This window comes from Alcaligenes sp. NLF5-7 (assembly GCF_024266725.1).
Taxonomy (GTDB): domain Bacteria; phylum Pseudomonadota; class Gammaproteobacteria; order Burkholderiales; family Burkholderiaceae_B; genus Alcaligenes; species Alcaligenes phenolicus.
Map to the genome: position 1 here is coordinate 1,460,147 of NZ_CP100755.1, position 22,682 is coordinate 1,482,828.

Sequence of the window (22,682 nt, forward strand, 5' to 3'; positions counted from 1 at the left end):
ATGCTAGCGACTATTACCGAACTGCAACGTGCTCTTGATCGTGGCGAAACCACCTCGGTCGAACTGACCCAGCAAGCCCTGGACCGTATCCAGGACGAAAGCCGTGACGGCGCTGCCACGTTCATCGAAGTGTTTGCTGAACAGGCTCTGGCCGCCGCCAAAGCCTCCGACATTTTGCGCGCTGCCGGTTTGAGCCGCTCGCTGGTTGAAGGTCTGCCCATGTCGGTCAAGAACCTGCATGACATCGCGGGCTACATCACTCTGGGTGGGTCGGCTGTGCTGAAAGACGCCGAACCGGCCGAACAGAACGCTACCATTGTGGAGCGCCTGCTGCGCGCCGGTGCCATTCTGATCGGCTCCACCAATATGACCGAGTTTGCCTTCTCCGGTCTGGGCATCAACCCCCACTACGGTACGCCTCGTTCCGTTTGGGACCGTGACAATGCCCGCATCCCGGGGGGTTCGTCCTCCGGCGCCGGCGTGGCCGTCGCTCAAGGCATGTCGGTTTTCTCCATTGGTACCGACACGGGCGGCTCCATCCGTATTCCTTCGGCCTTTAACGGCCTGACCGGTTTCAAACCCACCGCCGAGCGCGTTCCCAGCGAAGGCACCATGCCTTTGTCGCGCAGCCTGGACTCCAATGGCCCTCTGGCTGCCTCGGTAGAGTGTTGCGCCATTGTGGACTCCATCCTGACCGATCAGCCTTATGTGCCCGTGGCAACACCTGCCCTGGACACCTTGCGTCTGGCTGTGCCCAAGACCTTTGTGTTTGACGGCATTGATGAAACCGTGCGCGCCGCCTTTGACCGTGCCATCGCCCTGCTGCGTGAGCAAGGCGCTGTGGTTGAGGAAATCAACTTGCCCGAGTTTGACCAACTGCCGCAGATCAACCGCAAAGGCGGTTTTGTCTGCGCCGAAGCCTGGTCCGTGCACCGCGACACCCTGCAAAGCAAGGGCGAGCAATACGACCCACGCGTGGCTTCCCGCATTCTGCGCGGCAAGGACATCGATTGCGCCGACTACATCGAACTGCAAGACACCCGCCAGGCCTGGATCAGCGCGGTGGAAAGCCGTCTGGAGCGCTACGACGCCGTCCTGATGCCTACCGTGCCCGTTGTCGCTCCCCGCATTGCCGATCTGAAAGAGTCGGACGAAGTCTACTTCGCCACTAACGGCCTGGTCCTGCGCAACCCCACCCTGATCAACTTCCTGGACGGCTGCGCCCTGTCGCTGCCTTGCCATGCCGCTGATGAAGCCCCTGTGGGCCTGATGGTGGCAGCTCCTGCCTACCACGACGAACATCTGCTGGCAGTAGGTTCAGCAATCGAACGGGTATTACCCCTGCGCAAACGCTAATCCAGTAAGATTTACGTTCCTTCCAGGACGGCCATCCGGCCGTCCTTGTGCTTTTCGTCAGGAGCCTGTCATGAGCACACCCCAGTCCTCCTCCTTGCCCCAGACCATGACGCCCACGGTCTTTCCCTTGGCGGGGGTGCTCATTCTGATTCTGTCTTCCTGGGCCCTGTCGGGTCTGGATGCCAGCGGAAAATGGATCATGGGCTTTGGTGTGCCCCTGCTGGTGATGTGCTGGTTTCGCTACGTCGTCCACCTGGGACTGGTGCTGGCGCTGGTCTTGCCGGTCAAGGGCCGAAAGATCCTGCGCAGCTCCCGCCCCAAAGCACAAATTTTGCGTGGCACAGTGATGATGCTGTCCACCTTCTCGTTTTTCAACGCCTTGAGCTATCTGCCTCAAGCCGAAGCCACCTCCATCAACTTTCTGGCCCCTTTGCTGGTGCTGTCTGTTGCCCCCTGGATTCTGAAAGAGCCACCGCGCATCAGTCGCTGGGTAGCTGCCGGAGTCGGCTTTCTGGGCGTGCTGATCATCATCCGACCTACCGCTGGCCTGCACCCAATAGGGGTGATGTTTGGCTTGATGACCGCCTGTCTGTTCGCCACGCAATTTATCGCAACACGTCGCGTGGCCGTGGACAATTCGCTGACCACCCTGATCTGGAGCGGTGCAGTCGGCAGCATCTGCCTGACCATTGCCTTACCCTTTTTACTGCCCGCCGCCCTGCCTGCCTTAAAAGAGCTGAGCTTTTTCCAATGGTTGATTCTGATTTCGACCGGACTGTGGGGTTGTCTGGGCCATCTGCTGCAAATACAGGCCTATCAACGCGCCTCGGCGTCTTTGCTGGCCCCGTTTGTGTATCTGCAAATTGTGGCCGCAGCCGCGCTGGGATGGCTGATCTGGGGTCAGTTCCCGGATGTCTTTACCTGGATCGGGATTGCCGTGGTGTGTACCAGCGGCATTGTGATTGGGACTCTGGAGTGGCGGCGCCAGAACAGGTCTGGCGCCTGAGTCCAGGTGGCAAGGCTTAGCGAGACTGCCAGCCCTGCACAAAGACGGCGACGGGCTGACGCTTGGAACCGGCTTTTTGCAGCTCCAGCAAACGCAACACACCTTCACCGCAAGCCACGTCAATGCCTTGGGCACTGACGTTCAGAACCTGACCAGGTTCTGCTGAATGCTTCTGCTCTAGCGCCTGAGCGCGCCAAACTTTCACGGGCTGCTCCAAACCGGGCAGGGACAGGGTGGAGCCAGGCACTGGGTCAAACGCGCGAATACGGCGCTCCAGCTCCTTGGCCGGTTGGCCTAACTCCAGCACTGATTCGGCCTTGGACAGTTTCTCGGCGTAGGTCACGCCTTCTTCTGGCTGGGGAGTCGCCTGCAAGGTGCCATCACGCACTTGCTGCAAGGCTTCCAGCAAGGCCTGTGCACCTAGCTGCGCCAAATCGTCATGCAGGGTTGCGGCACTGTGATCATCACGAATCGCCAGCTCGCTGCGCACCAGCATATCGCCGGTATCCAGGCCTTCATCCATCTGCATGATGGTAATGCCCGTGGCCGCATCACCCGCCTGAATCGCACGCTGGATCGGTGCCGCACCGCGCCAACGAGGCAGGAGGCTGGCATGAATATTGAAGCAACCATAGCGCGGCAGCTCCAAAGTCCACTTGGGCAAAATCAGACCGTAGGCTGCCACCACCATCAGATCCGGCTGTAAATCCAGCAAGGTCTGGCGGGCCTGGGCTGCTTCCTCGGGATACTTGCCATCCAGACGCAAGCTGTGCGGCTGCAGCACCGGGATATTAGCGTTCACAGCGGCTTGCTTGACCGGGCTGGGACTGAGCTTCATGCCACGGCCAGCTGGACGGTCTGGCTGCGTCATGACCAAAGGAACATCAAAGCCCTGTGCTAACAGGGCTTCCAGGGCGATACGGGCAAAATCCGGAGTGCCGGCAAAAACAATACGCATGGCGACTATTGCCCTGCCTTCAGTGCTTCACGTTGCTGCTTGCGCAGACGGCTGCGGATACGCTCACGCTTGAGCACGGACAGGTACTCCACAAACACCTTGCCATCCAGGTGGTCCAGTTCATGCTGAACACACACGGCAAGCAGGCCATCGGCTTCTTTCTCGTACCACTCGCCTTTTTCATTCTGGGCCTTGAAGCGAATATTGGCGGCGCGCTCAACCTTGTCGTAGGTATCAGGTACAGACAGGCAGCCTTCTTCGTAGACCTTCAGCTCTTCGCTTTTCCAGGTGATTTCCGGGTTGATCAGCACCAGCAATTCATTGCCGCTTTCCGATACGTCAATGACCACCACGCGCTCGTGCACGTCAACCTGCGTCGCGGCCAGCCCTACGCCGGGCGCGTCATACATGGTCTCGGCCATATCCTTGACCAGTTTGCGAATACGGTCGTCGACCTCCTGCACGGGTTTGGCAACCGTGTGCAGACGTGGGTCAGGAAATTTCAGGATAGGAAGCAAAGCCATTGTCATGTCCGAAGAAAAAGCGATAAGTCGATATAATAAAACAAGTTTCAGGGCGGCACCCGATTGCCCCGGCAGCATATGAAGCCCTAGCCCCCGAAGCGGCAGTCACACTGGATACAAACGTCCGGGCCACACAGAACAAAGATCGGTTTCGTGCCACACTACCTTATGCCTGATCATTTTAGCTCGGATGAAATCTCGGAAGAATTGCGTGCCTGGTTGCGCCTGTCGCTGGAGCCAGAGCTTGCGCCCGCCCAGGCCCGGCAATTGCTGGCTGCCTGTGGGCTTCCACCGCAAATCTATCAAAGCTCGGTTCAAACCCTGTCGCGCCATCTTCCGGCCGAACTGGCTGTGCAACTAAGCCAGGAACCACTGGACGAGCTGCAGGCGCAGATTGAACAAGCGGTGGCATGGCTCAAGCAAGCCAATCACCATATCGTGACGCTGGCTGACCCCACCTATCCCGCCTCCTTGCTGGACCTGCACGACGCTCCTTTGCTGTTATATGCCAACGGCGATCTGGGAGCCTTGCAACGCAAAGGACTGGCTATTGTGGGAGCCCGCAATGCCACCCAATCCGGCCAGGAAATCGCGACAGATTTTGCAGCTACTCTGGCCTCCAGAGGCTGGTGCATCATCAGCGGCCTGGCTAGCGGCATCGACCAGGCGGCACACAAAGGAGCGTTAAAAGCCGGCCCTTCTTCCGCAGGCACTATTGCCGTGATGGGGACGGGGCTGGACTTGGTCTACCCGGCAGCACACCGCGATCTGGCTCATCAGATCAGCGCTGACGGTCTATTGCTGAGCGAGTTTCCTTTGGGCACCCGGGCCATGCCCCATCACTTCCCACGCCGTAATCGCATTGTGGCTGCCTTGGCCAAAGGCGTACTGGTGGTTGAAGCGGCCAAACAAAGTGGCTCCCTGATCACGGCTCGTTTGGCCGGAGAATTAGGTCGAGAAGTTTTTGCCATTCCCGGCTCCATTCACTCCCCCTTGGCTCGCGGCTGCCATGCCTTGATACGCCAAGGTGCCAAACTGGTGGAAAGCGCCCAGGATATTCTGGACGAACTGGGCAATGTGCAAGGCGACTCCAATCTGGATAGGGCTCCACAAACTGGTTCAAAACCCAATCCTTATGAAGCCTTGCCCGAGGAATTGCGCCCTATTCTGGAGCGTATCGATTTTGCGCCTCTCAGCCCCGAACAGCTGATGCGACGCACAGGTCTGCTGGCGACCGAACTGCCTGCCGTTCTGGCTGAACTGGAGCTGGCAGGCTGCATCGAACCCCTGGCGGACGGACGCTTTCAACGCTTGAAACCTTAAAGACCATAGGGCAGTTCCTAGGACGCCAGCCCTGGCCTTCAAGAGGTATCATGACGATTACGTAAGGGCCTTCCAGCCCCAGCCATCTACCCCTTCAGGAAACTTCATGTCATACCCATCGCGCGTCAAGATTGTGGAGGTCGGCCCTCGGGACGGCCTGCAGAACGAAAAAGAATTCATCCCCACCGACATCAAGGTCGAACTGGTCAACCGCTTGTCCCACGCCGGTTTTGTGAACGTGGAAGCCGCGTCCTTTGTCTCGCCCAAATGGGTGCCGCAAATGGCGGACGGCGCAGATGTAATGGCTGCTATCGACCGACGTCCCGGTACGATTTATTCGGTTCTGACACCCAATATGCGTGGTTTTGAAGGTGCCCTGGCCGCCAAGGCTGACGAAGTGGTGATCTTTGCCGCCGCCAGTGAGGCATTTTCCCAGCGCAATATCAATTGCAGCATCGAAGAATCGCTGGAGCGCTTTGCCCCGGTTGCCCAGGCTGCCAAAGAAGCCGGTTTGCGTCTGCGCGGCTCCATCAGCTGTTCTTTCGGCTGTCCCTATGAAGGCGCTGTGGCTCCCTCCAATGTGCTGAAAGTGGGCAAACGCCTGATCGAATTGGGCTGTGACGAGATCGATGTGGCCGACACCATCGGCGTAGGCACGGCCCGCCAGGTGTATGACGTCATGCGCATGGTAACCGAGCACATTGACCCGGCTCATGTGTCCGGCCACTTCCACGATACCTACGGCCAGGCCATCGCCAATATCGTTGCCTCCATGCAAGCTGGCATCCATATCTTTCACAGCTCCGTAGCCGGTCTGGGCGGCTGCCCCTACGCCAAGGGTGCAACCGGCAACGTCGCCACCGAAGACGTGCTGTTCCTGATGCAAGGGCTGGATATTGAAACCGGCATTGATCTGAACGCCGTGGTAGACACGGGGCAATGGATTTCGGCTCATTTGAAGCGCAAATCGGCCAGCAACGCCGGTAACGCTCTGGCCGCCCGCAAGCAAGGGGCCGCCGCGTGCTGATGAGCCAAGCTCCCTCGAAAGAGGAAATTGATGCCATGTTGAAGGATCTGGGCTCGCTTCCCATTCAAGGCCGTTCCTGGCCCAAATGGGTAGCAGCCAGCGCCTGGATTGTGCTGGCCCTGATCGGCGTGCGTTTCGCGCTGGTGGCCAGCTCCCCACAAGGGGCCGCCATCAGCCCCGTCCTGGCGGGCTGCCTGGTCCTGCTGTTTACCGGCCTGATTCTGATTGCCTGGCATATGTGGCACGGCATCACCACGATTGACCAGAATGGCATACGCCAGAACTGGATCATGAAACGGGAGGTGCAATGGCAGGATATTCACTTTGCCAAGTTTGTGCCGCTGTTCAACTCCAAGCGCCTGATCTGCTTTACCCGGCGTGGCCGCCCTGTGATTTTCCAAGGTGCCACACAGGATCTGCAAGTGGCCTTTGCCAAGATTTCGCTGGTATTGCGGCGCAAGAGCTAAGTCTCCCTGTTTGCCCCATACGGCTTGCCATATCGGGGGAAACAATGCTGGACGTCTCCCATCCGAAAACCGCGTACTACAGTTACGTAGCCTATCTATCGCCGTGTTCCAACACACGGCGATACATGCACCAAGGGTTCAGGGCAGCCCATATCGCCAGGGGGCAAAAAGCACAAAGCTCATCAACGTCATAACCCCCAGATCGATCAGTCAATAAAAAAGCAGCCCTCAAAGAGAGCTGCTTTTTGCATATCGCGAATCCCGAAAGGATTAACGAATCGGCAGACCGTAGATCAGGCCACCGTCGATCCACAAGGCGTTCAGGCCACGTTCGATTTGCAGCGGGCTGCCTTTACCCACGTTGCGCTCGAAGGACTCACCGTAGTTACCAACTTGCTTGATGATGTTGTAAGCCCATTTCTCGTCCAGGCCCAGGTTTTTGCCGGCACCGGGAGTCACGCCCAGCAAACGCTGGATATTGGGGTTATTGCTCTTGAGCTTCTCGTCCACGTTGGCAGCGGTCACACCCAGCTCTTCGGCGTTGAAGCTGGCCTGAATGGACCATTTCACAATGTTCAGCCAGGCATCATCACCCTGACGGACGAATGGGCCCAGCGGCTCTTTGGAAATGATTTCAGGCAGCACCAGGTAGTCGTCCGGGTTCTCCATTTTGGAGATACGGATCGACGCCAGACCGGAAGCGTCGGTAGAGAACACATCACAGCGGCCAGCCACGAAAGCGTTAACCACTTCGTTGAACTGCTCGATCACTACAGGCTTGTACTCAACCTTGTTGGCACGGGCCCAGTCAGCCATGGTGTTTTCGTTAGACGTGCCAGTCTGCATACAAACCGTGGCACCGTTCAATTCCTTGGCGCTGGATACGCCCAGTTTCTTGGACACCAAAAAGCCCTGACCGTCGTAGAAGTTGATACCGGCGTGGATCGCACCGACAGCAGTGTCACGCTGCTGAGTCACGGTGGTGTTACGAGCCAACAGATCAATTTCGCCCGACTGCAGGGCCGTAAAGCGCTGCTGCGAGTTCAAGGGTACGGCCTTGAATTTGCTGGCGTCGCCCAGGGTGGCGGCGGCTACCGAGCGACACACGTCGATATCCAGACCCGTCCACGTGCCCTTGTCATCAGGGGCAGAAAAACCGGCAAATCCGGTGGTCACACCACACAGCACGTGACCGCGCTGTTTGACGTTGTCCAGGGTGTCGGCGTGGGCAGCAGGCATGCTGGCCATCAAGGCCAGGACTACAGCAGAAACTGGCACAAAACGCATCGGGCTCTCCTCAAAGATATAGGTATTGACTATTTTCCAGCATAGTACCGCAGCCCGACTGCTACTTGTGTGCATATCTACATGGCTAATTAATCGTAGCTGCGTTGGTCCTCGATGACTTTACCATCCCGAGGCAAGGCTCCTGGCTCCATGAACTCCACCTGGGCACGCAGTTTGGTAATTTCACGAATCGAGTCGGCCAAAGCGCCTTCCAAACCCTCAGGCTTGGACGCGACTTCTACCTGGAACACCATCTGGTCTTGTCCACTGGCACCACGCACCACCAAGCGCGCCTGGCCCAGTTCCTTGTGACGCAGACGAATCTGCTCCACCTGCCCTGGATGCACAAACATGCCGCGCACCTTGGTGGTCTGGTCAGCCCGCCCCATCCAGCCGCGAATACGCTGGTTGGTACGACCGCAGGGAGACTGGCCGGGCATGACAGCAGACAAGTCTCCTGTCCCGAAACGCACCAGCGGATAGTCGGGGTTAAAGGAGGTCACGACCACCTCGCCCACTTCGCCCGGTGCAACCGGCTGGCCTGTACCAGGACGCACAATTTCCAGAATCAGGTTTTCATTGAGCACCAAGCCTTCGCGGGCCTGGGTTTCGTAGGCAATCATGCCCAGATCAGCGCTGCCGTAGGCCTGGTAGCCTGCCACCCCGTGCTCACTGAACCATTTTTGCAAGGAAGGCGGGTAGGCTTCGCCGGAGAACAAGGCCTTGCTCAGCCCTGGCAGCGCAATCTGCATGGACTGGGCTTTTTCCATGATGATCTTCAGAAAACTGGGGGTGCCGGTATAACCATGCGGGCGCAAATCGGCCATGGCCTGTACTTGCTGTTCGGTTTGACCCACGCCTCCTGGAAACACCGTGCAATCCAGGGCATGTGCGGCGGTCTCCATCATGGAACCAGCCGGGGTGAAGTGGTAGGAGAAGCAGTTGAAAATCAGTTCCTCGCGGCGGAAACCGGCCGCGTACAGTGCGCGTGCAAAGCCCCAATAGTCCGGACGACGGCTTTCTGGCTCGTACATGGGACCGGGCGAGGCAAACACCTTGCGGGCCGCACCCCAGGCAATGGAGGAAAAGCCCCCGAATACGGACTGCGCGTAATCCGCAGACGGCGCCCCGGAGCGAGCCTGCTCGCGCGCTTCCAGCTGGGCTTTCAGCAGCTCGCTTTTACGAAACACCGGAATGGCCAGCAGATCCTCGCGGCTGCGCACGGCGGCCAGATCAACCGAACCCAGTTGCTTGGCAATCGCAGGGGCCCCTTTTGCGGCCGCTTGCAAGACCTGCGGCAAACGGGACAGTAAATCGGCTTCGCGCTCGTCCGGCTCCAGGGTTTCGCGCTCGTCGTAATATTCGCTCATCTCTCCTCCAGTGGGATGAATTGGCATTCAAACACTCCCGCGCCCAGCCGACGTTCTGTCCGCAGACAGACAGGTGTCGATACCAAGCTCTGCTACCACACCCCGTGTAGCCAGAAGCTGCCCAAAACTAAAAACGTCAAAAGGGGTCAGGGCGGCACCTTGTGTGCATCCCGATCGGTGGCCTGCTCCTGTGCTGATCCTGCTGCTTTCAATACAGGCCAGGCCCTGCTGATACATTGGAAATCCTTGGGAGTTAAGCCAGCCAGCGCTTGCGTCGTCGATAAAATTTATTGTCGCGAAAGCTCTTGCGCTCGCCCCCGGACACACCCAGATAGAACTCCTTGACGTCTTCGTTCTCGGCCAAGGCCTGGGAGGGTCCATCCATCATGACGCGGCCGTTTTCCAGGATGTAGCCGTAGTCGGCATACTTCAGGGCCACGTTGGTGTTTTGCTCGGCCAGCAAGAAGCTGACGCGCTCGCGCTGATTCAGGTCACGCACGATCTCGAAAATTTCTTCCACCACCTGCGGTGCCAGGCCCATGGAGGGTTCATCCAGCAAGATCATGCCCGGGTCGGCCATCAAGGCACGGCCAATGGCACACATTTGCTGCTCCCCGCCCGAGGTATAGCCGGCCTGACTGGTACGGCGCTGCTTCAGACGCGGAAAATACTGGTACACCTTGTCCAGCTCGGCGCTTAAATCGCCGCGTGACAAGGTACGGGTATAAGCCCCGGTCAGCAGATTCTCTTCAATGCTCAAGTGCGCAAAACAGTGGCGCCCTTCCATCACCTGCACCACGCCGCGCTTGACCAGATCAGCCGGAGTCAGTTGGTCAATACGTTCGCCACGCAGATGGATCTGGCCTTTGGTCACATCGCCACGCTCGGCGCGCAGCAAATTCGATACGGCCCGCAAGGTCGTGGTTTTACCGGCACCGTTGGCGCCCAGCAAGGCAACAATCCGCCCTTCTGGCACACGCAAGGACACGCCCTTGAGTACCAGAATGACGTGGTTGTAAATCACTTCGATGCCATTGACGTCCAACAAGATGGGCGTCTCATCCACTTGGCCTACGGTCTCACTCATAATCTTCCCCACGCAATGCAGTGCCCAGGGCGAACCCTGGGCGCCTGGGTTTAGCCTTCGCAGGTGCGAGGCGTAATTTTCTTCTCGGCGGCGTATTTAGCCGACATTTCCTTGACTAAAGGATCGACAAACTTCTTGTCGGACTGATACCAGTCGGACACGACGTCGAACTTGCTGCCGTCCCACTGCACGATACGGGCCCAGTCATCACCCATGTGGTTGTTGCACGAGGTTTTGACTGGACGCATGATGCCTTCAAAGCCCAGCTCTTTCAGGCGTGCTTCGTCCAGATTCAGGTTCTCGAAGCCCCAGCGCACTTGCTCGGGAGTCATGTGCTGACCTTTGCCGAACTTCTCTTGTGCGGTGCGGATAGCCTCAACCTGCATCATGGAGATCATCATGCCGCGGGTGTGAGCCAGCGTGCCGACGTACTTGTCACCGTTTTCAGCGCCTTTGCCTTTGGCGTGCATCTCGCGCACAGCGTCATGCACCGGACCGTCCCCAGCACTGTTGTGAATGGTGATGCCCTTGTAGCCCTTGGCGGTCTGGCCCAGATCGACCACATCGCTCTCGGAAGCTGCCCACCAGATGCCGTAGATCTTGTCGCGTGGGTAACCCACAGCCTGAGCTTCACGGATGGCGGTAGGCGTCATGATCCCGGCGCTCCACAGCAGGACGAAGTCAGGACGGTTCTTGCGCACTTGCAGCCAGGTGGATTTCTGTTCCACGCCAGGGGCGGTCACAGGGTACAGATCCAGCTTGAAGCCTTGTTCCTTGGCGCGTGCTTGCAACAGGGCGATAGGCTCCTTGCCGTACGGCGAGTCGTGATAAACCAGAGCAATGCGCTGGTCCTTCAGCTTGTCCTCGCCCACTTGCTTGGCGATGTCCTGGATCATGACGTCAGCCGCAGTCCAGTAGGTACCCAGCAGCGGGAAGTTCCACTCGAATACCGCACCGTTAGCCGAGTGCGACAGGCCGTAGCCCATGGTCTCAATGGTCACGCCATCCACAAAGGCCTTGTCGGTCAGCGCGAACGTAATGCCCGTGGACTGGGTGTCAAAACCAGACGCCCCCCCGTTCTTGCCTTTCATGCGCTCGTAGCACTCTACGCCACGGTCGGTGGCGTACGCCGTTTCACACTCTTCGTATACCAGCTTGACGCCATTCACACCGCCGTCACGTTCATTGACCAGAGCCAGATAGTCCAGCTTGCCATCCGCCCATGGAATACCCAGTGGGGCAAAGGAGCCGGTGCGGTAGGTCAGCAAGGGAATGTACTGTTCCTCGGCTGCTACAGCGGCTGTACTCATGGTCAGCATTGCAGCGCAAGCACTCAAACCGAGCACAGCGCGTTTCAGTCGTGTTGTCATCTCCTGGTCCTCCGATAAGTACCATTTGTCTAAGTACCCCGTCCCGATTGGCGGGGCTGTTGTTGTAATGAACTGCCTACCTGCTGTTAATGGGGGAAGGGCCACAAGCGCAGCTTTTCCTTACCAATACTCCAGAGTCGAGCCAAACCGTGCGGCTCCACAATCAAGAAAAATACGATCAGGGCACCGAATACCATGTGTTCAATATGCGAGGCGGTATCCACGCCAATGGACACACCAAACCAGTGCGGCACGTTGGTCAGGAACACGGGCAGCAAGACCATGAACGCGGCACCGAAAAAGCTGCCTACGATCGAGCCCAGACCACCGATGATGACGATGAACAGCAACTGCAAGGAGCGGTTCAGGTCAAAGGCCAGCGGCTCCCAGGAACCTAGGTGCACAAAAGCCCACAAGGCACCGGCCACACCGATGATGAAAGAGCTGACGGCAAAGGCGGTGAGCTTGGCGTAGACCGGACGAATACCAATCACTTCTGCGGCCACGTCCATGTCACGAATGGCCATCCATTGGCGGCCAATCGCACCACGCACCAAATTCTTGGCCAGCAGAGCAAACACCACCACGAAGATCAGCACGAACAGGTACTTCTGCATGGGGGTTTGAACCGGCAAGCCAAAGGCGCTCAAGGCAGGCACCGACACGTTGCCGGAAGGCGAGTAGTTCGTGAAGAAGGCAATACGCAGGAAAGCCCAATCCACAAAGAACTGTGCGGCCAAGGTCGTGACGGCCAGGTACAAGCCACGGATACGCAAGCTGGGGATACCAAAGGCCACGCCTACCAAGGTGGCGAACACGCCGCCCAGCAGGATCTGCAGGACCAGTGGCAGCTCCGGAATACGGACACCAAAGTTCCAGGCGGCATACGCACCCACAGCCATGAAAGCACCCGAACCGATGGAAATCTGGCCGCAATAGCCCACCAGAATGTTCAGGCCAATCGCTGCCAAAGACAGGATCAGAAAGGGGATCAGAATAGCTTGCAGGAAGTAGTTGGATGCCATGGCTGGCACCAGCAGGAATGCCACCAGCAACAAGCCCAACACCACATAGCGATCCTGGCGGATGGGAAAAATCTGCTGGTCAGCCCGATAGCTGCTTTTGAACTGACCATTTTCGCGGTAAATCATATCGACTCCACCTCAGACGCGATCAATAATCTTCTCGCCGAACAGACCTTGTGGTCGGAACAGCAGGAACACCAGGGCCAGCACATAAGCAAACCAGATCTCGATGCCGCCACCTACATAAGGGCCCAGGTAAACCTCGGACACTTTCTCGCCCACACCGATAATCAGGCCACCCACAATAGCGCCGGGCACCGAGGTCAGACCACCCAGAATCACCACCGGCAAGGCGCGCAGCGCTGCGGTCGACAAGGTGAACTGCACCCCGTATTTGGAGCCCCAGATAATGCCGGCAACCAGAGCCACCAAACCGGCTACGGTCCAGACCACCACCCAGATACGGTTCAAGGGAATACCAATGGATTGCGCTGCCTGATGATCGTCCGCCACCGCACGCAGGGCGCGGCCCACGCTGGTGTATTGGAAGAAGATGGCCAGGGCCACAACCAGCAAGGCCGCCACCACGGCCGAGCTCAAGTCTTCCAGACTGACCAGCACACCGCCTTCAAACATGGACTCCAGAATGAAAGCCGGGTCTTTGGGCATGCCCACATCAATGGAATACACGGAGCTGCCAAACACGATCTGACCCAGACCGTCGAGCAGATAGCTGATACCGATCGTGGCCATCAGCAAGGTTGTGCCTTCCTGATTCACCAGATAGCGCAGCACCCAGCGCTCAATGACGACGGCCAGCACAAACATCAAGATGGCCGAGACAATGAAAGCCAGCACATTGCCCAGGATGCCCGGCTCCATGCCCAGCAACTGCGGAATCCACTGGGACAGACGGGCCATGGCCAGCGCGGCCACCAGCACCATGGCGCCCTGTGCAAAGTTAAAGACACCCGATGCTTTGAAGATCAGCACAAAGCCCAGCGCGACCAGGGCGTACAACATCCCGCTCATCAGGCCGCCCAGTAACGTTTCAAGAAAAAATGCCATGTCCGTTCCCCTCAATGGCCAGCGCCAAGATAGGCGCGGATGACGTCCGGGTTTTGTCGTACTTCGTCCGGTACTCCGTCACCAATTTTCTTGCCATAGTCCAGGACCACCACACGGTCTGAAATATCCATGACCACACCCATATCGTGTTCAATCAAAACAATCGTGGTGCCGTACTCTTCGTTCACATCCAGAATGAAACGGCACATATCCTGCTTTTCTTCGATGTTCATGCCCGCCATGGGCTCATCCAGTAGCAGAATGCTCGGTTGCATCGCCAGTGCCCGACCCAGGTCAACCCGCTTTTGCAGGCCGTAAGGCAAGCGTCCTACCGGCGTTTTTCGGTAGGCCTGGATTTCCAGAAAGTCGATGATGCCTTCCACGTATTCACGGTTGCGAATCTCTTCACGCTCGGCACCGCCCAGTCGGAAAGCCTGGGCAAACACCCCGCTTTTCATGTGCAGATTGCGGCCGGTCATGATGTTGTCCAGCACACTCATGCCCTTGAACAGAGCCAGGTTCTGAAAGGTGCGGGCAATGCCCTGCTCGGCGGTGTGACGCGAGTTCATGCGGGCATAACTCTGGTCACGCAAGACAATCTCGCCTTGTTGTGGTGCATACACGCCATTGATGACGTTCAGCATGGAGCTTTTGCCTGCGCCGTTCGGGCCAATGATGGAGCGGATCTCGTGTTCACGGATGTTGAACGAGATGTCGGTCAGCGCTTTCACACCACCAAAGGACAGCGAAATATTCTTCAAATCCAGTACCACTGGGCCAATGCGACGGCCCGGCATTTGCGCCTCACTCATCATGCGCTCCTTGCTGCTGCGTCTGTCATGCGCTCAATGTGCAGGTCTGCCGAAATGCGACCGCTGCGCCCATCCTCAAACTTCACTTCTGTCTCCACAAACTGCCTGTCCAGGCCATTGAACAGGGCGTCGACCAGAACCTTGTATTTTTGCGCGATAAAGCCGCGACGTACTTTGCGGGTACGGGTCAGTTCATCGTCATCGGGATCCAGCTCTTTGTGCAGGATCAGGAAGGCGCTGATGCGCGATCCTGCCAGCTTGGGATCATTCGCCAGATCAGCATTAACCTGAGCCACACAGTCCCGAATCAGGGCATAGACCTCGGGCTTGCCTGCCAGGTCGGTATAGCCTGCGTAAGGCAGGTTGCGACGCTCGGCCCAGTTGCCCACGGCTTCCAGATCAATATTGATAAAGGCACACACTTCCTCCTGGCCATCGCCAAAAGCCACGGCTTCCTTGATGAAGGGGAAAAACTTGAGCTTGTTCTCGATGTACTTGGGTGCAAACAAGGAGCCATCGGCCAGCTTGCCCACGTCCTTGGCACGGTCGATGATCTTTAACTGACCATCGGTATCCAGATAACCGGCATCACCCGTGTGATACCAGCCGTCCTCGGTAAAGGACTCGGCCGTGGACTCGGGATTGCGGTAGTACTCCTTGAACAAACCGGGGCTGCGTACCTGAATCTCACCGTTATCGGCCACACGAATTTCCACGCCTTTCACAGGTGGGCCTACGGTGTCGGCACGCACATGGCCGTCTTCCTGGACGCAGACGAATACCGAGGTCTCGGTAGCGCCATAGAGCTGCTTCAGGTTGATGCCAATGGAACGGTAAAAGTCGAACAGGTCGGGGCCAATAGCTTCACCGGCGGTGTAAGCCACACGCACGCGGCTCATGCCCAGGGCATTCCGCAAGGGGCCGTAGATCAGGATATTGCCCACGCCATAGCACAGACGATCCCACATCCCCACGCCGGGGCGCTTGTCCAGAATCTGCACACCCACACGGTGCGCCAGAGACATGAAACGCTTGTACAAGGCGCGCTTCAGGGCACCGGCATCTTCCATGCGGATAGTCACTTGCGTGAGCAAGCCTTCCAGCACGCGGGGAGGCGCAAAGTAATAGGTCGGGCCAATATCGTGCAGATCGATGGACACGGTTTCGGGTGACTCAGGGTGATTCACCGTAAAGCCCGTGACCAGGAACTGCGTGTAGGAAAACATGTTCTGCCCGATCCAGGCGGGGGGCAGATAGGCCAGCACTTCCTCGGCATCGGTCAGCGATTCCAGTTCCTGAATGGCCAGGCCACGATCCACCAACGCGCCGTGAGTCAGTACCACACCCTTGGGCTTGCCGGTGGTGCCGGAGGTGTAGAACATGGCGGCGGCATGGTCAGGCGTAATGGCCTTCCAGATGCGTCGCACACAGTCCGGATCCCGCGCCAATTGCAGGCGGCCCTGCTCCATGACCTGCTCGATGTATTGCAGCTGTTCTTGCTGATAATTGCGCAGACCGCGTGGGTCGTCATAGATCAGCGCATCCAGATCGGGGCACTGGTCCCAGACTTCCAGCAGCTTGTCGACCTGCTCCTGGTCCTCGACCACGGCCACGCGTATGCTGGCATCCAGCAATACGTGCAGCATTTCCTGGGCTACCGCATCCTGATACAAAGGCACGGGCACAGCGCCCAGCATTTGCGCCGCCATCATGGCCAGGTACAGGCGCGGGCGGTTTTCACCGATCACCGCGACGTGCTGACCGTCTTTGACACCCAGCCCGGCCAGGCCCGCAGCCAGTTGCTCGGCCTGTTCAGCCAGCTCTTGCCACGTCCAGGTCTGCCAGATTCCCAGGTCTTTTTCGCGCATGGCAACTTTGTTGCCGCGCACCTGGGCATGGTGTTCTATCCAGGCTGGGAAGGTGCCGGGTAAACCCGCTACCTGCTCTTTATCCATCCGCACAACCATGTCTCCTCCGAATTTTCCCGGCTTGTTATGGTCCAGGAGGCTGCTTATGATTGCGGCAGAAGGCAGATGTTATGCCCTCAAGCTATTTGCAGCCTGTTAATAATCAAGTTATCGGTTGCCCGTCCCGAAGATTGTCACGGACATGACATTCGACCTTTATCGAGGGTTAATCCTCATGCATGTTGTAGATGCTTTATCGGAGCGAGCCGCCTGGTTTCGCTTGTTGACACCCGAGCTGCAAGAGCGTGTCCGCCGCGACACACTGATCACCGCATACGAGGCCGGGGCCATCGTCGAACGCAAGGGAGAACGCGCCACCGCGTGGATTGGCGTGCTCTCGGGTTTGCTCAAAGTGTCGGTGGGAAATTCCGAAGGCAAGATCGCTTCCATGACCGGGGTACCCGCCGGTGGCTGGATAGGCGAAGGCTCCTTGCTGAAAAACGAAGAGCGCAAATACGATGTGGTCGCCTTGCGCGACAGCCAGGTGGCCCGCTTGCCCGTACACAGTTTTAACGATTTGCTGGACCAGAGCATTGCTTTCAACCGCTACCTCCTGCATCAGCTCAATGAACGTGTGGCGCAATTTATCGGCAAGGCGGAATACAACAGCCTGTCTACCCCCGATGCCCGCGTGGCACGCTGTCTGGCAGAGCTGTTCAACCCGCTGCTCTACCCCGGAAAAGGTCTGCGCCTGGACATTACCCAGGAGGAGATCGGCTACCTGGCGCGTGTGTCGCGCCAACGAGCCAACCAGGCCCTGCGCCAACTGGAAAACGAAGGGCTGTTGTTGATCAAGTATGGTGGCGTCCAGGTGCTGGACCTGGACGGTCTGAAACGTTACGGCGATGAATATGCCGCCTGATTATGCGGCCACTGTGGGCCGCATCAAGGTCAATCCATACGGATGCCCGCACGCTCGATAACCGTGGCCCATTCAGCGCGTTCACGCTGGGCGTAAGCCTGGAATTCATCGGGCGTCATGGGCATGGGTTCCACCCCCATCTCGCGAATACGCTGATCCAGCTCGGGCGTTTTCAGGGCCTGCATCAAGTCCTGGCTCAAGCGTTGACGGGCGCCTTCGTCCATCTTGGGTGGGCCCACCAAACCTTGCCAGGCATAGGCGTAGAAGTCGGCAATACCCGCTTCGGCCATGGTTGGCACATCAGGCAACAGACTACTACGCTCGGGCGTGGCAACCGCCAGCACCCGCAATTTGCCGGCCTTGATGTTGGATAGCGCTGCGGCGGAATCCACAAAGGACATATCCACCTGACCGCCCAGCAAATCCTGAATGGCGGGTGCGGCTCCCTTGTAAGGCACGTGCACGATCTTGGTGTCCGTGCGCTGCTTGAACATCTCCAAAGCCAAATGGTGTGGAGAGCCACTGCCAGCGGACGAGGACGTCAGCTTTTCAGGTTGTTTACGCGCTGCTTCCAACAGATCGGCCACGGTTTTATAGGGCGACTCCTGTGGCACTGCCAGCATCAGGGGGAAGCGGGCCAGACCGCCCACATAGGTGAAGGCAGCCGGGTCGTATTGCAGCTTGCTGTACAAAGAGGAGTTAAAGGCCAGCGTGCCTGAATCAGCCGTGCCTACGGTATAGCCATCGGGCTTGGCATTGCTGACGTAGGTTGCGCCAATAATGGTGGCGGCCCCCGGTTTGTTTTCCACAATCAAGGTCTGGCCCAGGCTGCTTTCCAGCTGCTTGGCGACCAGCCGGGCAATCACATCTGAACCGCCGCCTGCAGGATAAGGGACTACCCAGGTGACGGCAGACTGGGGCCAGTCTGCTGCCAAGGCCGTTCCTGTCAGGCTGGCGCTTAGCAACAGCACACCGGCTCCAAAGTTCTTCCAATGCATGATGTCTCCTCCATGCGTGTAGACAGCGCTTTTGGCGCTATTTTTTTAAGTTTTAAGCATCCCGTCCGGGATGCGCAGAGACATTATGCGCGGACAGCCCTGCACAGGGCATTAGTAACGATGCGGATATCGATTAGCTGTAATCGCGTGCGCCAAACAGGGCCGAACCCACTCGCACTTCAGTGGAACCTTCCTGAATCGCCAGCTCGAAGTCACCGCTCATGCCCATGGACAGGCCTTGCACCTGTTCATGGCCCAACTCCACCAGACGATCGCGCCACTGGCGCAGGCTGGCAAAGCAGGCGCGAACTGCCTGGGGGTCATCGCTATTGACGGCCATGGTCATCAGACCACGGACCTTCAAGGTATCGAGCGAACGCAGGGACTGCATGAAGGCGGGCAGTTCTTCAGGGGCCAAACCAAATTTGCTGGGCTCGGGCGAGGTCTTGACCTGGATCAGCACGTCCAGGCTACGCTGCTCGTTTTGCAGGTGTCGATCCAGGGCCTGAGCCAGGGACAAACGGTCCAAAGACTGTACTTCGCTGGCCAAGCGTGCAATATCTTTAGCCTTATTGCTCTGCAGATGGCCTATCATCACCCACTGCACCGCGCGATCGGCCAGCTCTGCCTGCTTGTCTCGAATCTCCTGAACCTTGTTCTCGCCCATTCGCGACAGGCCCAAATCCAGGGCTTGAGCCAGCACGGGCACAGGAAAGGTTTTGCTTACCGGTAAAAGAGCCACCGCATCAGCAGGGCGGCCGGCCTGCAAGCAAGCCTGTTCGATACGTTGGCGCAATTGCGCCAAGCGACCAGAAAGGGAAGAGTCAGAAGAAGCCATCAATGCACACGCACCCAGATAAAACCATCGCAAACGCTGCAAACACAACAGCGGCCATTTCCGATAGCATAACTGTTGCACACGGCCACCGCTAAGCCCATCCACAGCGTGTTTGCCAGGTTCTGCGTCTGTGCGCAATCACACGTCTTCACTGTGTACTCGTATCCCGTTTCCCCAACCTTATCGAGGAGCTCATGACAGATCGTCCCACCCATGCTTTGCCGTCATACCTGAACGCCGACGACGTCGGCCCGTGGGGTATTTATCTCGAACAAGTGGAGCGAGTCACTCCGTATCTGGGCAAACTGTCCCGATGGGTTGAAACACTCAAGCGCCCCAAGCGCACGCTGATTGTCGACGTACCCATTGAACTGGATAACGGCACCGTGGCCCACTTCGAGGGCTACCGCGTTCAGCACAATACTTCCCGTGGCCCAGGCAAGGGCGGCGTGCGCTACCACCAGGATGTCACCCTGTCCGAAGTGATGGCTCTGGCTGCCTGGATGTCGATCAAATCGGCTGCCGTGAACCTGCCATTTGGCGGTGCCAAGGGCGGTATTCGTATTGACCCGCGCAACCACTCCCAGGCCGAACTGGAGCGCATCACCCGCCGCTACACCAGCGAAATCGGTGTGATTATTGGCCCCAACAAGGACATTCCAGCCCCGGACGTGAACACCAACGCCCAGACCATGGCCTGGATGATGGACACCTACTCCATGAATGTCGGTGGCACCAGCACCGGCGTAGTCACCGGCAAGCCTGTCTCCCTGGGCGGTAGCCTGGGCCGTGTGGAAGCCACTGGCCGCGGCGTGTATACCGTGGGTTGTGAAGCGGCCCGCGACGCCGGTATCGACCTGAATGGCGCCCGCGTCATTGTGCAAGGCTTCGGTAACGTGGGTGGCACCGCTGCCCGCCTGTTCCAGGAAGCCGGTGCCAAGGTGCTGGCCGTACAGGATCACACCGGCACGGTATACAACCCCAACGGTCTGGACGTACTGGCCTTGCTGAACCACATGGAACAGCACAAAGGTCTGGCCGGAGCGCCCAATGCCGAGGCCATTTCCAACGAAGACTTCTGGCATATCGAAACCGATCTGCTGATCCCGGCCGCGCTGGAGGGCCAGATCAACAAGAGCAATGCCGACCGCATCCGCGCCCGCATCGTGATCGAAGGCGCCAACGGCCCCACCACCCCGGAAGCCGACGACATCCTGAACGACAAGGGCGTGATCATTGTTCCGGACGTGGTAGCCAACGCCGGTGGCGTAACCGTGTCCTACTTCGAATGGGTCCAGGACTTCTCCAGCTTCTTCTGGACCGAGGACGAGATCAACAACCGTCTGGAAATGATGATGCGCTCGGCCTACACCACGGTGGCGGCGGTTGCCAAAGAGCACAACGTCACCTTGCGTACGGCTGCCTTTATCGTGGGTTGCGCCCGCATTCTGGAATCTCGTCAAGTACGCGGCCTGTATCCATAAACTCATAAGGCGGCGTACCCGGTTTATGCCGCTTTTTATGAGCAAAATACAGCGCTTGTGCAAAAAAAACAGGGGGAAAGCGGTAGAATCGGGGCATCCAGGATATGACACCCGTATGAAACCCTTACCCCCTTTCTCTTTGACCGCAAGGACGTTGCTGTGAATAACAATGACCTGAACGCGGCGGTCCAGGTACGCGACATCCACAAACGCTTTGGCACCAACGAGGTGCTCAAGGGCATTTCCCTGCAAGCTCACAAGGGCGACGTGCTCTCCATTATTGGAGCCTCCGGCTCGGGCAAGAGTACCCTGCTGCGCTGCATTAACCATCTGGTCGTCCCCGATCAGGGCGAAATCCAGATCGGCAATGACATTTTGCGCAGCCATCGCAATCGCAAGGGCATTTGCCAGACAGACAATCCGCGCCTGCTGGAACAAGTCCGCGCCCGCTTGGGGATGGTGTTTCAGAACTTCAATCTGTGGTCGCACCGCACGGTGCTGCAAAACGTCACCGAAGGCCCCATCCATGTCAAAGGCCGCCCGGCCCGTGAAGCGGCTGAATACGCCCGCGAACTGCTGGGCAAGGTGGGCCTGAGCAACAAATGCGATGCCTACCCGGCCGAACTGTCCGGTGGTCAGCAGCAGCGCGTGGCCATTGCCCGTGCCCTGGCCATGGACCCGGATGTCCTGCTGTTTGACGAACCGACTTCGGCGCTGGACCCGGAAATGGTGGGCGAAGTACTACGTGTGATTCGCCAGCTGGCCCAGGAAGGCCGCACCATGATCCTGGTCACCCACGAAATGAATTTTGCGCGTGACGTCTCTTCCGAGACCATTTTCATGCACAACGGCCTGATTGAAGAACGTGGCCATCCCAAAGATCTGTTCGATAGGCCACAATCCGAGCGTCTACAGCAGTTTCTACAACCAATGCAGTAAGATCATCGCTTCGTGAATACGACACCGGCTGGAAAACCAGCAGGGCCAATACGGCTCTGACCAGCCTATCCACAAAGGAGAGCCAGACCATGAGTTTCCTCAGCAAGACCCTGATCTGTGCCAGCCTGGCCCTGTTGGGCTCCCAGGCTGCAATGGCAGACACCCTGAAAATCGGTACCGAAGGCGGTTACCCACCATGGAGCATGGTGGACGCAGCCGGTAAAGTCACCGGCTTTGACGCCGACGTGGGCGCTGCCCTGTGCAAGGAGCTGAACAGCGATTGCAAATTCATCGTGCAAGCCTTTGACAGCCTGATTCCTTCGCTGGATGCCAAACGCTTTGACCTGATCATCTCGGGCATGTCCTACACCCCCGAGCGTGCCAAGCGCGTGAATTTCAGTATTCCTTACGCCGTTGAAGACGCCATTTTCGTTCTGCCCAAGAACAGTGAACTGGTCGGTGCCGACAACGAACAAGCTATTTTTGATGGCCTGGCTGGCAAAACCATTGGCGTTCAAGGTGGCACCACTCACGGCGCTTTCCTGTCCAAGAAAGCCCCCAAGACCACCGTCAAGAACTACGAGACCCTGGACCAGATGCAAATCGATCTGGACGCCGGTCGTCTGAACGGCACCTTTGCCGACCTGACCTCCCAGTCCAAGTTCCTGCATAAAGTCGGCGAGGACAACTTTGCCCTGTCCAAGCTGGTCATCAAAGGCTCCTCCGACCCTGAAACTCTGGGTTATGGCATTGCCGTCGGTATTCACAAAGACAATGCAGAACTGAAAGCCAAGGTTGACGCTGCCCTGTGCAAGCTGATCGACGATGGCACCGTCAAGACCGCCAGCGAAAAGTGGTTTGACATCGACATCGCCAACTACGAGATCTGCAAGAAATAAGTCGAGAAGTACCAC

The 22,682-nt window shown here is 58.1% G+C and carries 21 protein-coding genes; 9 read left to right on the forward strand and 12 right to left on the reverse strand.

Translation table 11 applies throughout. The features are described 5' to 3' along the window. Both MID00_RS06875 and MID00_RS06880 read left to right on the forward strand, forming a co-directional pair. Window positions 1–1,356 (forward strand): amidase, encoded by a 1,356-nt coding sequence (locus tag MID00_RS06875; RefSeq protein ID WP_254500074.1) that lies wholly within the window; start codon window positions 1–3, stop codon window positions 1,354–1,356. A 70-nt stretch (window positions 1,357–1,426) separates the two neighbouring features. Then, the gene (locus MID00_RS06880; protein WP_021447093.1) at window positions 1,427–2,362 is read left to right on the forward strand and encodes a DMT family transporter; all 936 of its coding nucleotides are present in this window, start codon (window positions 1,427–1,429) and stop codon (window positions 2,360–2,362) included. A gap of 16 nt (window positions 2,363–2,378) precedes the next feature. Here MID00_RS06880 and fmt read toward each other — a convergent pair whose 3' ends face one another. Then, entirely contained in the window at window positions 2,379–3,320 is a 942-nt protein-coding gene (fmt, locus tag MID00_RS06885; RefSeq protein WP_009460126.1) for a methionyl-tRNA formyltransferase, read from the reverse strand. Between the two features lie 5 nt (window positions 3,321–3,325). After that, window positions 3,326–3,844: a peptide deformylase gene (gene def / locus MID00_RS06890; protein ID WP_009460127.1), complete on the reverse strand. Its 519-nt coding sequence runs from the start codon at window positions 3,842–3,844 to the stop codon at window positions 3,326–3,328. 168 nt (window positions 3,845–4,012) lie between these two features. Here def and dprA point away from each other — a divergent pair, with 168 nt between their 5' ends. From dprA to MID00_RS06905, 3 genes are all read left to right on the forward strand, one after another. Continuing rightward, on the forward strand, window positions 4,013–5,167 hold the full coding sequence (gene dprA, locus MID00_RS06895) for a DNA-processing protein DprA (protein ID WP_254500075.1): 1,155 nt from the start codon (window positions 4,013–4,015) through the stop codon (window positions 5,165–5,167). Window positions 5,168–5,273: 106 nt separating this feature from the next. After that, window positions 5,274–6,194, forward strand: a complete 921-nt coding sequence (locus MID00_RS06900) for a hydroxymethylglutaryl-CoA lyase (protein ID WP_009460129.1) — start codon at window positions 5,274–5,276, stop codon at window positions 6,192–6,194. Next, window positions 6,194–6,661, forward strand: a complete 468-nt coding sequence (locus MID00_RS06905; RefSeq protein ID WP_009460130.1) for a hypothetical protein — start codon at window positions 6,194–6,196, stop codon at window positions 6,659–6,661. The genes MID00_RS06900 and MID00_RS06905 overlap by 1 nt, the downstream gene beginning before the upstream one ends. 270 nt (window positions 6,662–6,931) lie before the next feature. On the opposite strand, the gene MID00_RS06910 is transcribed toward MID00_RS06905, so the two are convergent. From MID00_RS06910 to MID00_RS06945, 8 genes are all read right to left on the reverse strand, one after another. Further along, on the reverse strand, window positions 6,932–7,909 hold the full coding sequence (locus tag MID00_RS06910; protein WP_250757277.1) for an amino acid ABC transporter substrate-binding protein: 978 nt from the start codon (window positions 7,907–7,909) through the stop codon (window positions 6,932–6,934). A 128-nt stretch (window positions 7,910–8,037) separates the two neighbouring features. Further along, window positions 8,038–9,318, reverse strand: a complete 1,281-nt coding sequence (locus MID00_RS06915) for a phenylacetate--CoA ligase family protein (RefSeq protein WP_254500076.1) — start codon at window positions 9,316–9,318, stop codon at window positions 8,038–8,040. 253 nt (window positions 9,319–9,571) lie between these two features. Continuing rightward, entirely contained in the window at window positions 9,572–10,405 is an 834-nt protein-coding gene (locus MID00_RS06920; protein ID WP_035268554.1) for an ABC transporter ATP-binding protein, read from the reverse strand. A gap of 50 nt (window positions 10,406–10,455) precedes the next feature. Further along, the gene (locus MID00_RS06925; protein WP_031232792.1) at window positions 10,456–11,775 is read right to left on the reverse strand and encodes an ABC transporter substrate-binding protein; all 1,320 of its coding nucleotides are present in this window, start codon (window positions 11,773–11,775) and stop codon (window positions 10,456–10,458) included. Window positions 11,776–11,861: 86 nt separating this feature from the next. Then, the gene (locus MID00_RS06930; RefSeq protein WP_009460133.1) at window positions 11,862–12,926 is read right to left on the reverse strand and encodes a branched-chain amino acid ABC transporter permease; all 1,065 of its coding nucleotides are present in this window, start codon (window positions 12,924–12,926) and stop codon (window positions 11,862–11,864) included. Between the two features lie 12 nt (window positions 12,927–12,938). Continuing rightward, window positions 12,939–13,868, reverse strand: a complete 930-nt coding sequence (locus MID00_RS06935) for a branched-chain amino acid ABC transporter permease (RefSeq protein WP_009460134.1) — start codon at window positions 13,866–13,868, stop codon at window positions 12,939–12,941. 11 nt (window positions 13,869–13,879) lie between these two features. After that, entirely contained in the window at window positions 13,880–14,665 is a 786-nt protein-coding gene (locus tag MID00_RS06940; RefSeq protein ID WP_009460135.1) for an ABC transporter ATP-binding protein, read from the reverse strand. A 14-nt stretch (window positions 14,666–14,679) separates the two neighbouring features. After that, window positions 14,680–16,647: a long-chain fatty acid--CoA ligase gene (locus MID00_RS06945; RefSeq protein WP_021447098.1), complete on the reverse strand. Its 1,968-nt coding sequence runs from the start codon at window positions 16,645–16,647 to the stop codon at window positions 14,680–14,682. 175 nt (window positions 16,648–16,822) lie between these two features. On the opposite strand from MID00_RS06945, the gene MID00_RS06950 reads away from it, so the two are divergent. After that, the gene (locus MID00_RS06950; RefSeq protein WP_009460136.1) at window positions 16,823–17,509 is read left to right on the forward strand and encodes a Crp/Fnr family transcriptional regulator; all 687 of its coding nucleotides are present in this window, start codon (window positions 16,823–16,825) and stop codon (window positions 17,507–17,509) included. Between the two features lie 29 nt (window positions 17,510–17,538). Here MID00_RS06950 and MID00_RS06955 read toward each other — a convergent pair whose 3' ends face one another. Further along, complete coding sequence (locus MID00_RS06955; protein WP_009460137.1) at window positions 17,539–18,507, reverse strand: tripartite tricarboxylate transporter substrate binding protein; 969 nt, start codon at window positions 18,505–18,507, stop codon at window positions 17,539–17,541. A 133-nt stretch (window positions 18,508–18,640) separates the two neighbouring features. Next, the gene (locus MID00_RS06960; RefSeq protein ID WP_031232795.1) at window positions 18,641–19,345 is read right to left on the reverse strand and encodes a YggS family pyridoxal phosphate-dependent enzyme; all 705 of its coding nucleotides are present in this window, start codon (window positions 19,343–19,345) and stop codon (window positions 18,641–18,643) included. A gap of 194 nt (window positions 19,346–19,539) precedes the next feature. Between MID00_RS06960 and MID00_RS06965 the strand changes: the two genes are divergently transcribed. From MID00_RS06965 to MID00_RS06975, 3 genes are all read left to right on the forward strand, one after another. Next, a complete protein-coding gene (locus tag MID00_RS06965; RefSeq protein WP_009460141.1) occupies window positions 19,540–20,829 on the forward strand; it encodes a Glu/Leu/Phe/Val dehydrogenase in 1,290 nt (429 codons plus the stop codon). Between the two features lie 159 nt (window positions 20,830–20,988). After that, the gene (locus MID00_RS06970) at window positions 20,989–21,768 is read left to right on the forward strand and encodes an ABC transporter ATP-binding protein (protein ID WP_009460150.1); all 780 of its coding nucleotides are present in this window, start codon (window positions 20,989–20,991) and stop codon (window positions 21,766–21,768) included. An 89-nt stretch (window positions 21,769–21,857) separates the two neighbouring features. After that, window positions 21,858–22,667, forward strand: coding sequence for a transporter substrate-binding domain-containing protein (locus tag MID00_RS06975; RefSeq protein ID WP_009460151.1), 810 nt, complete (start codon window positions 21,858–21,860; stop codon window positions 22,665–22,667). Window positions 22,668–22,682 lie beyond the last annotated feature (15 nt).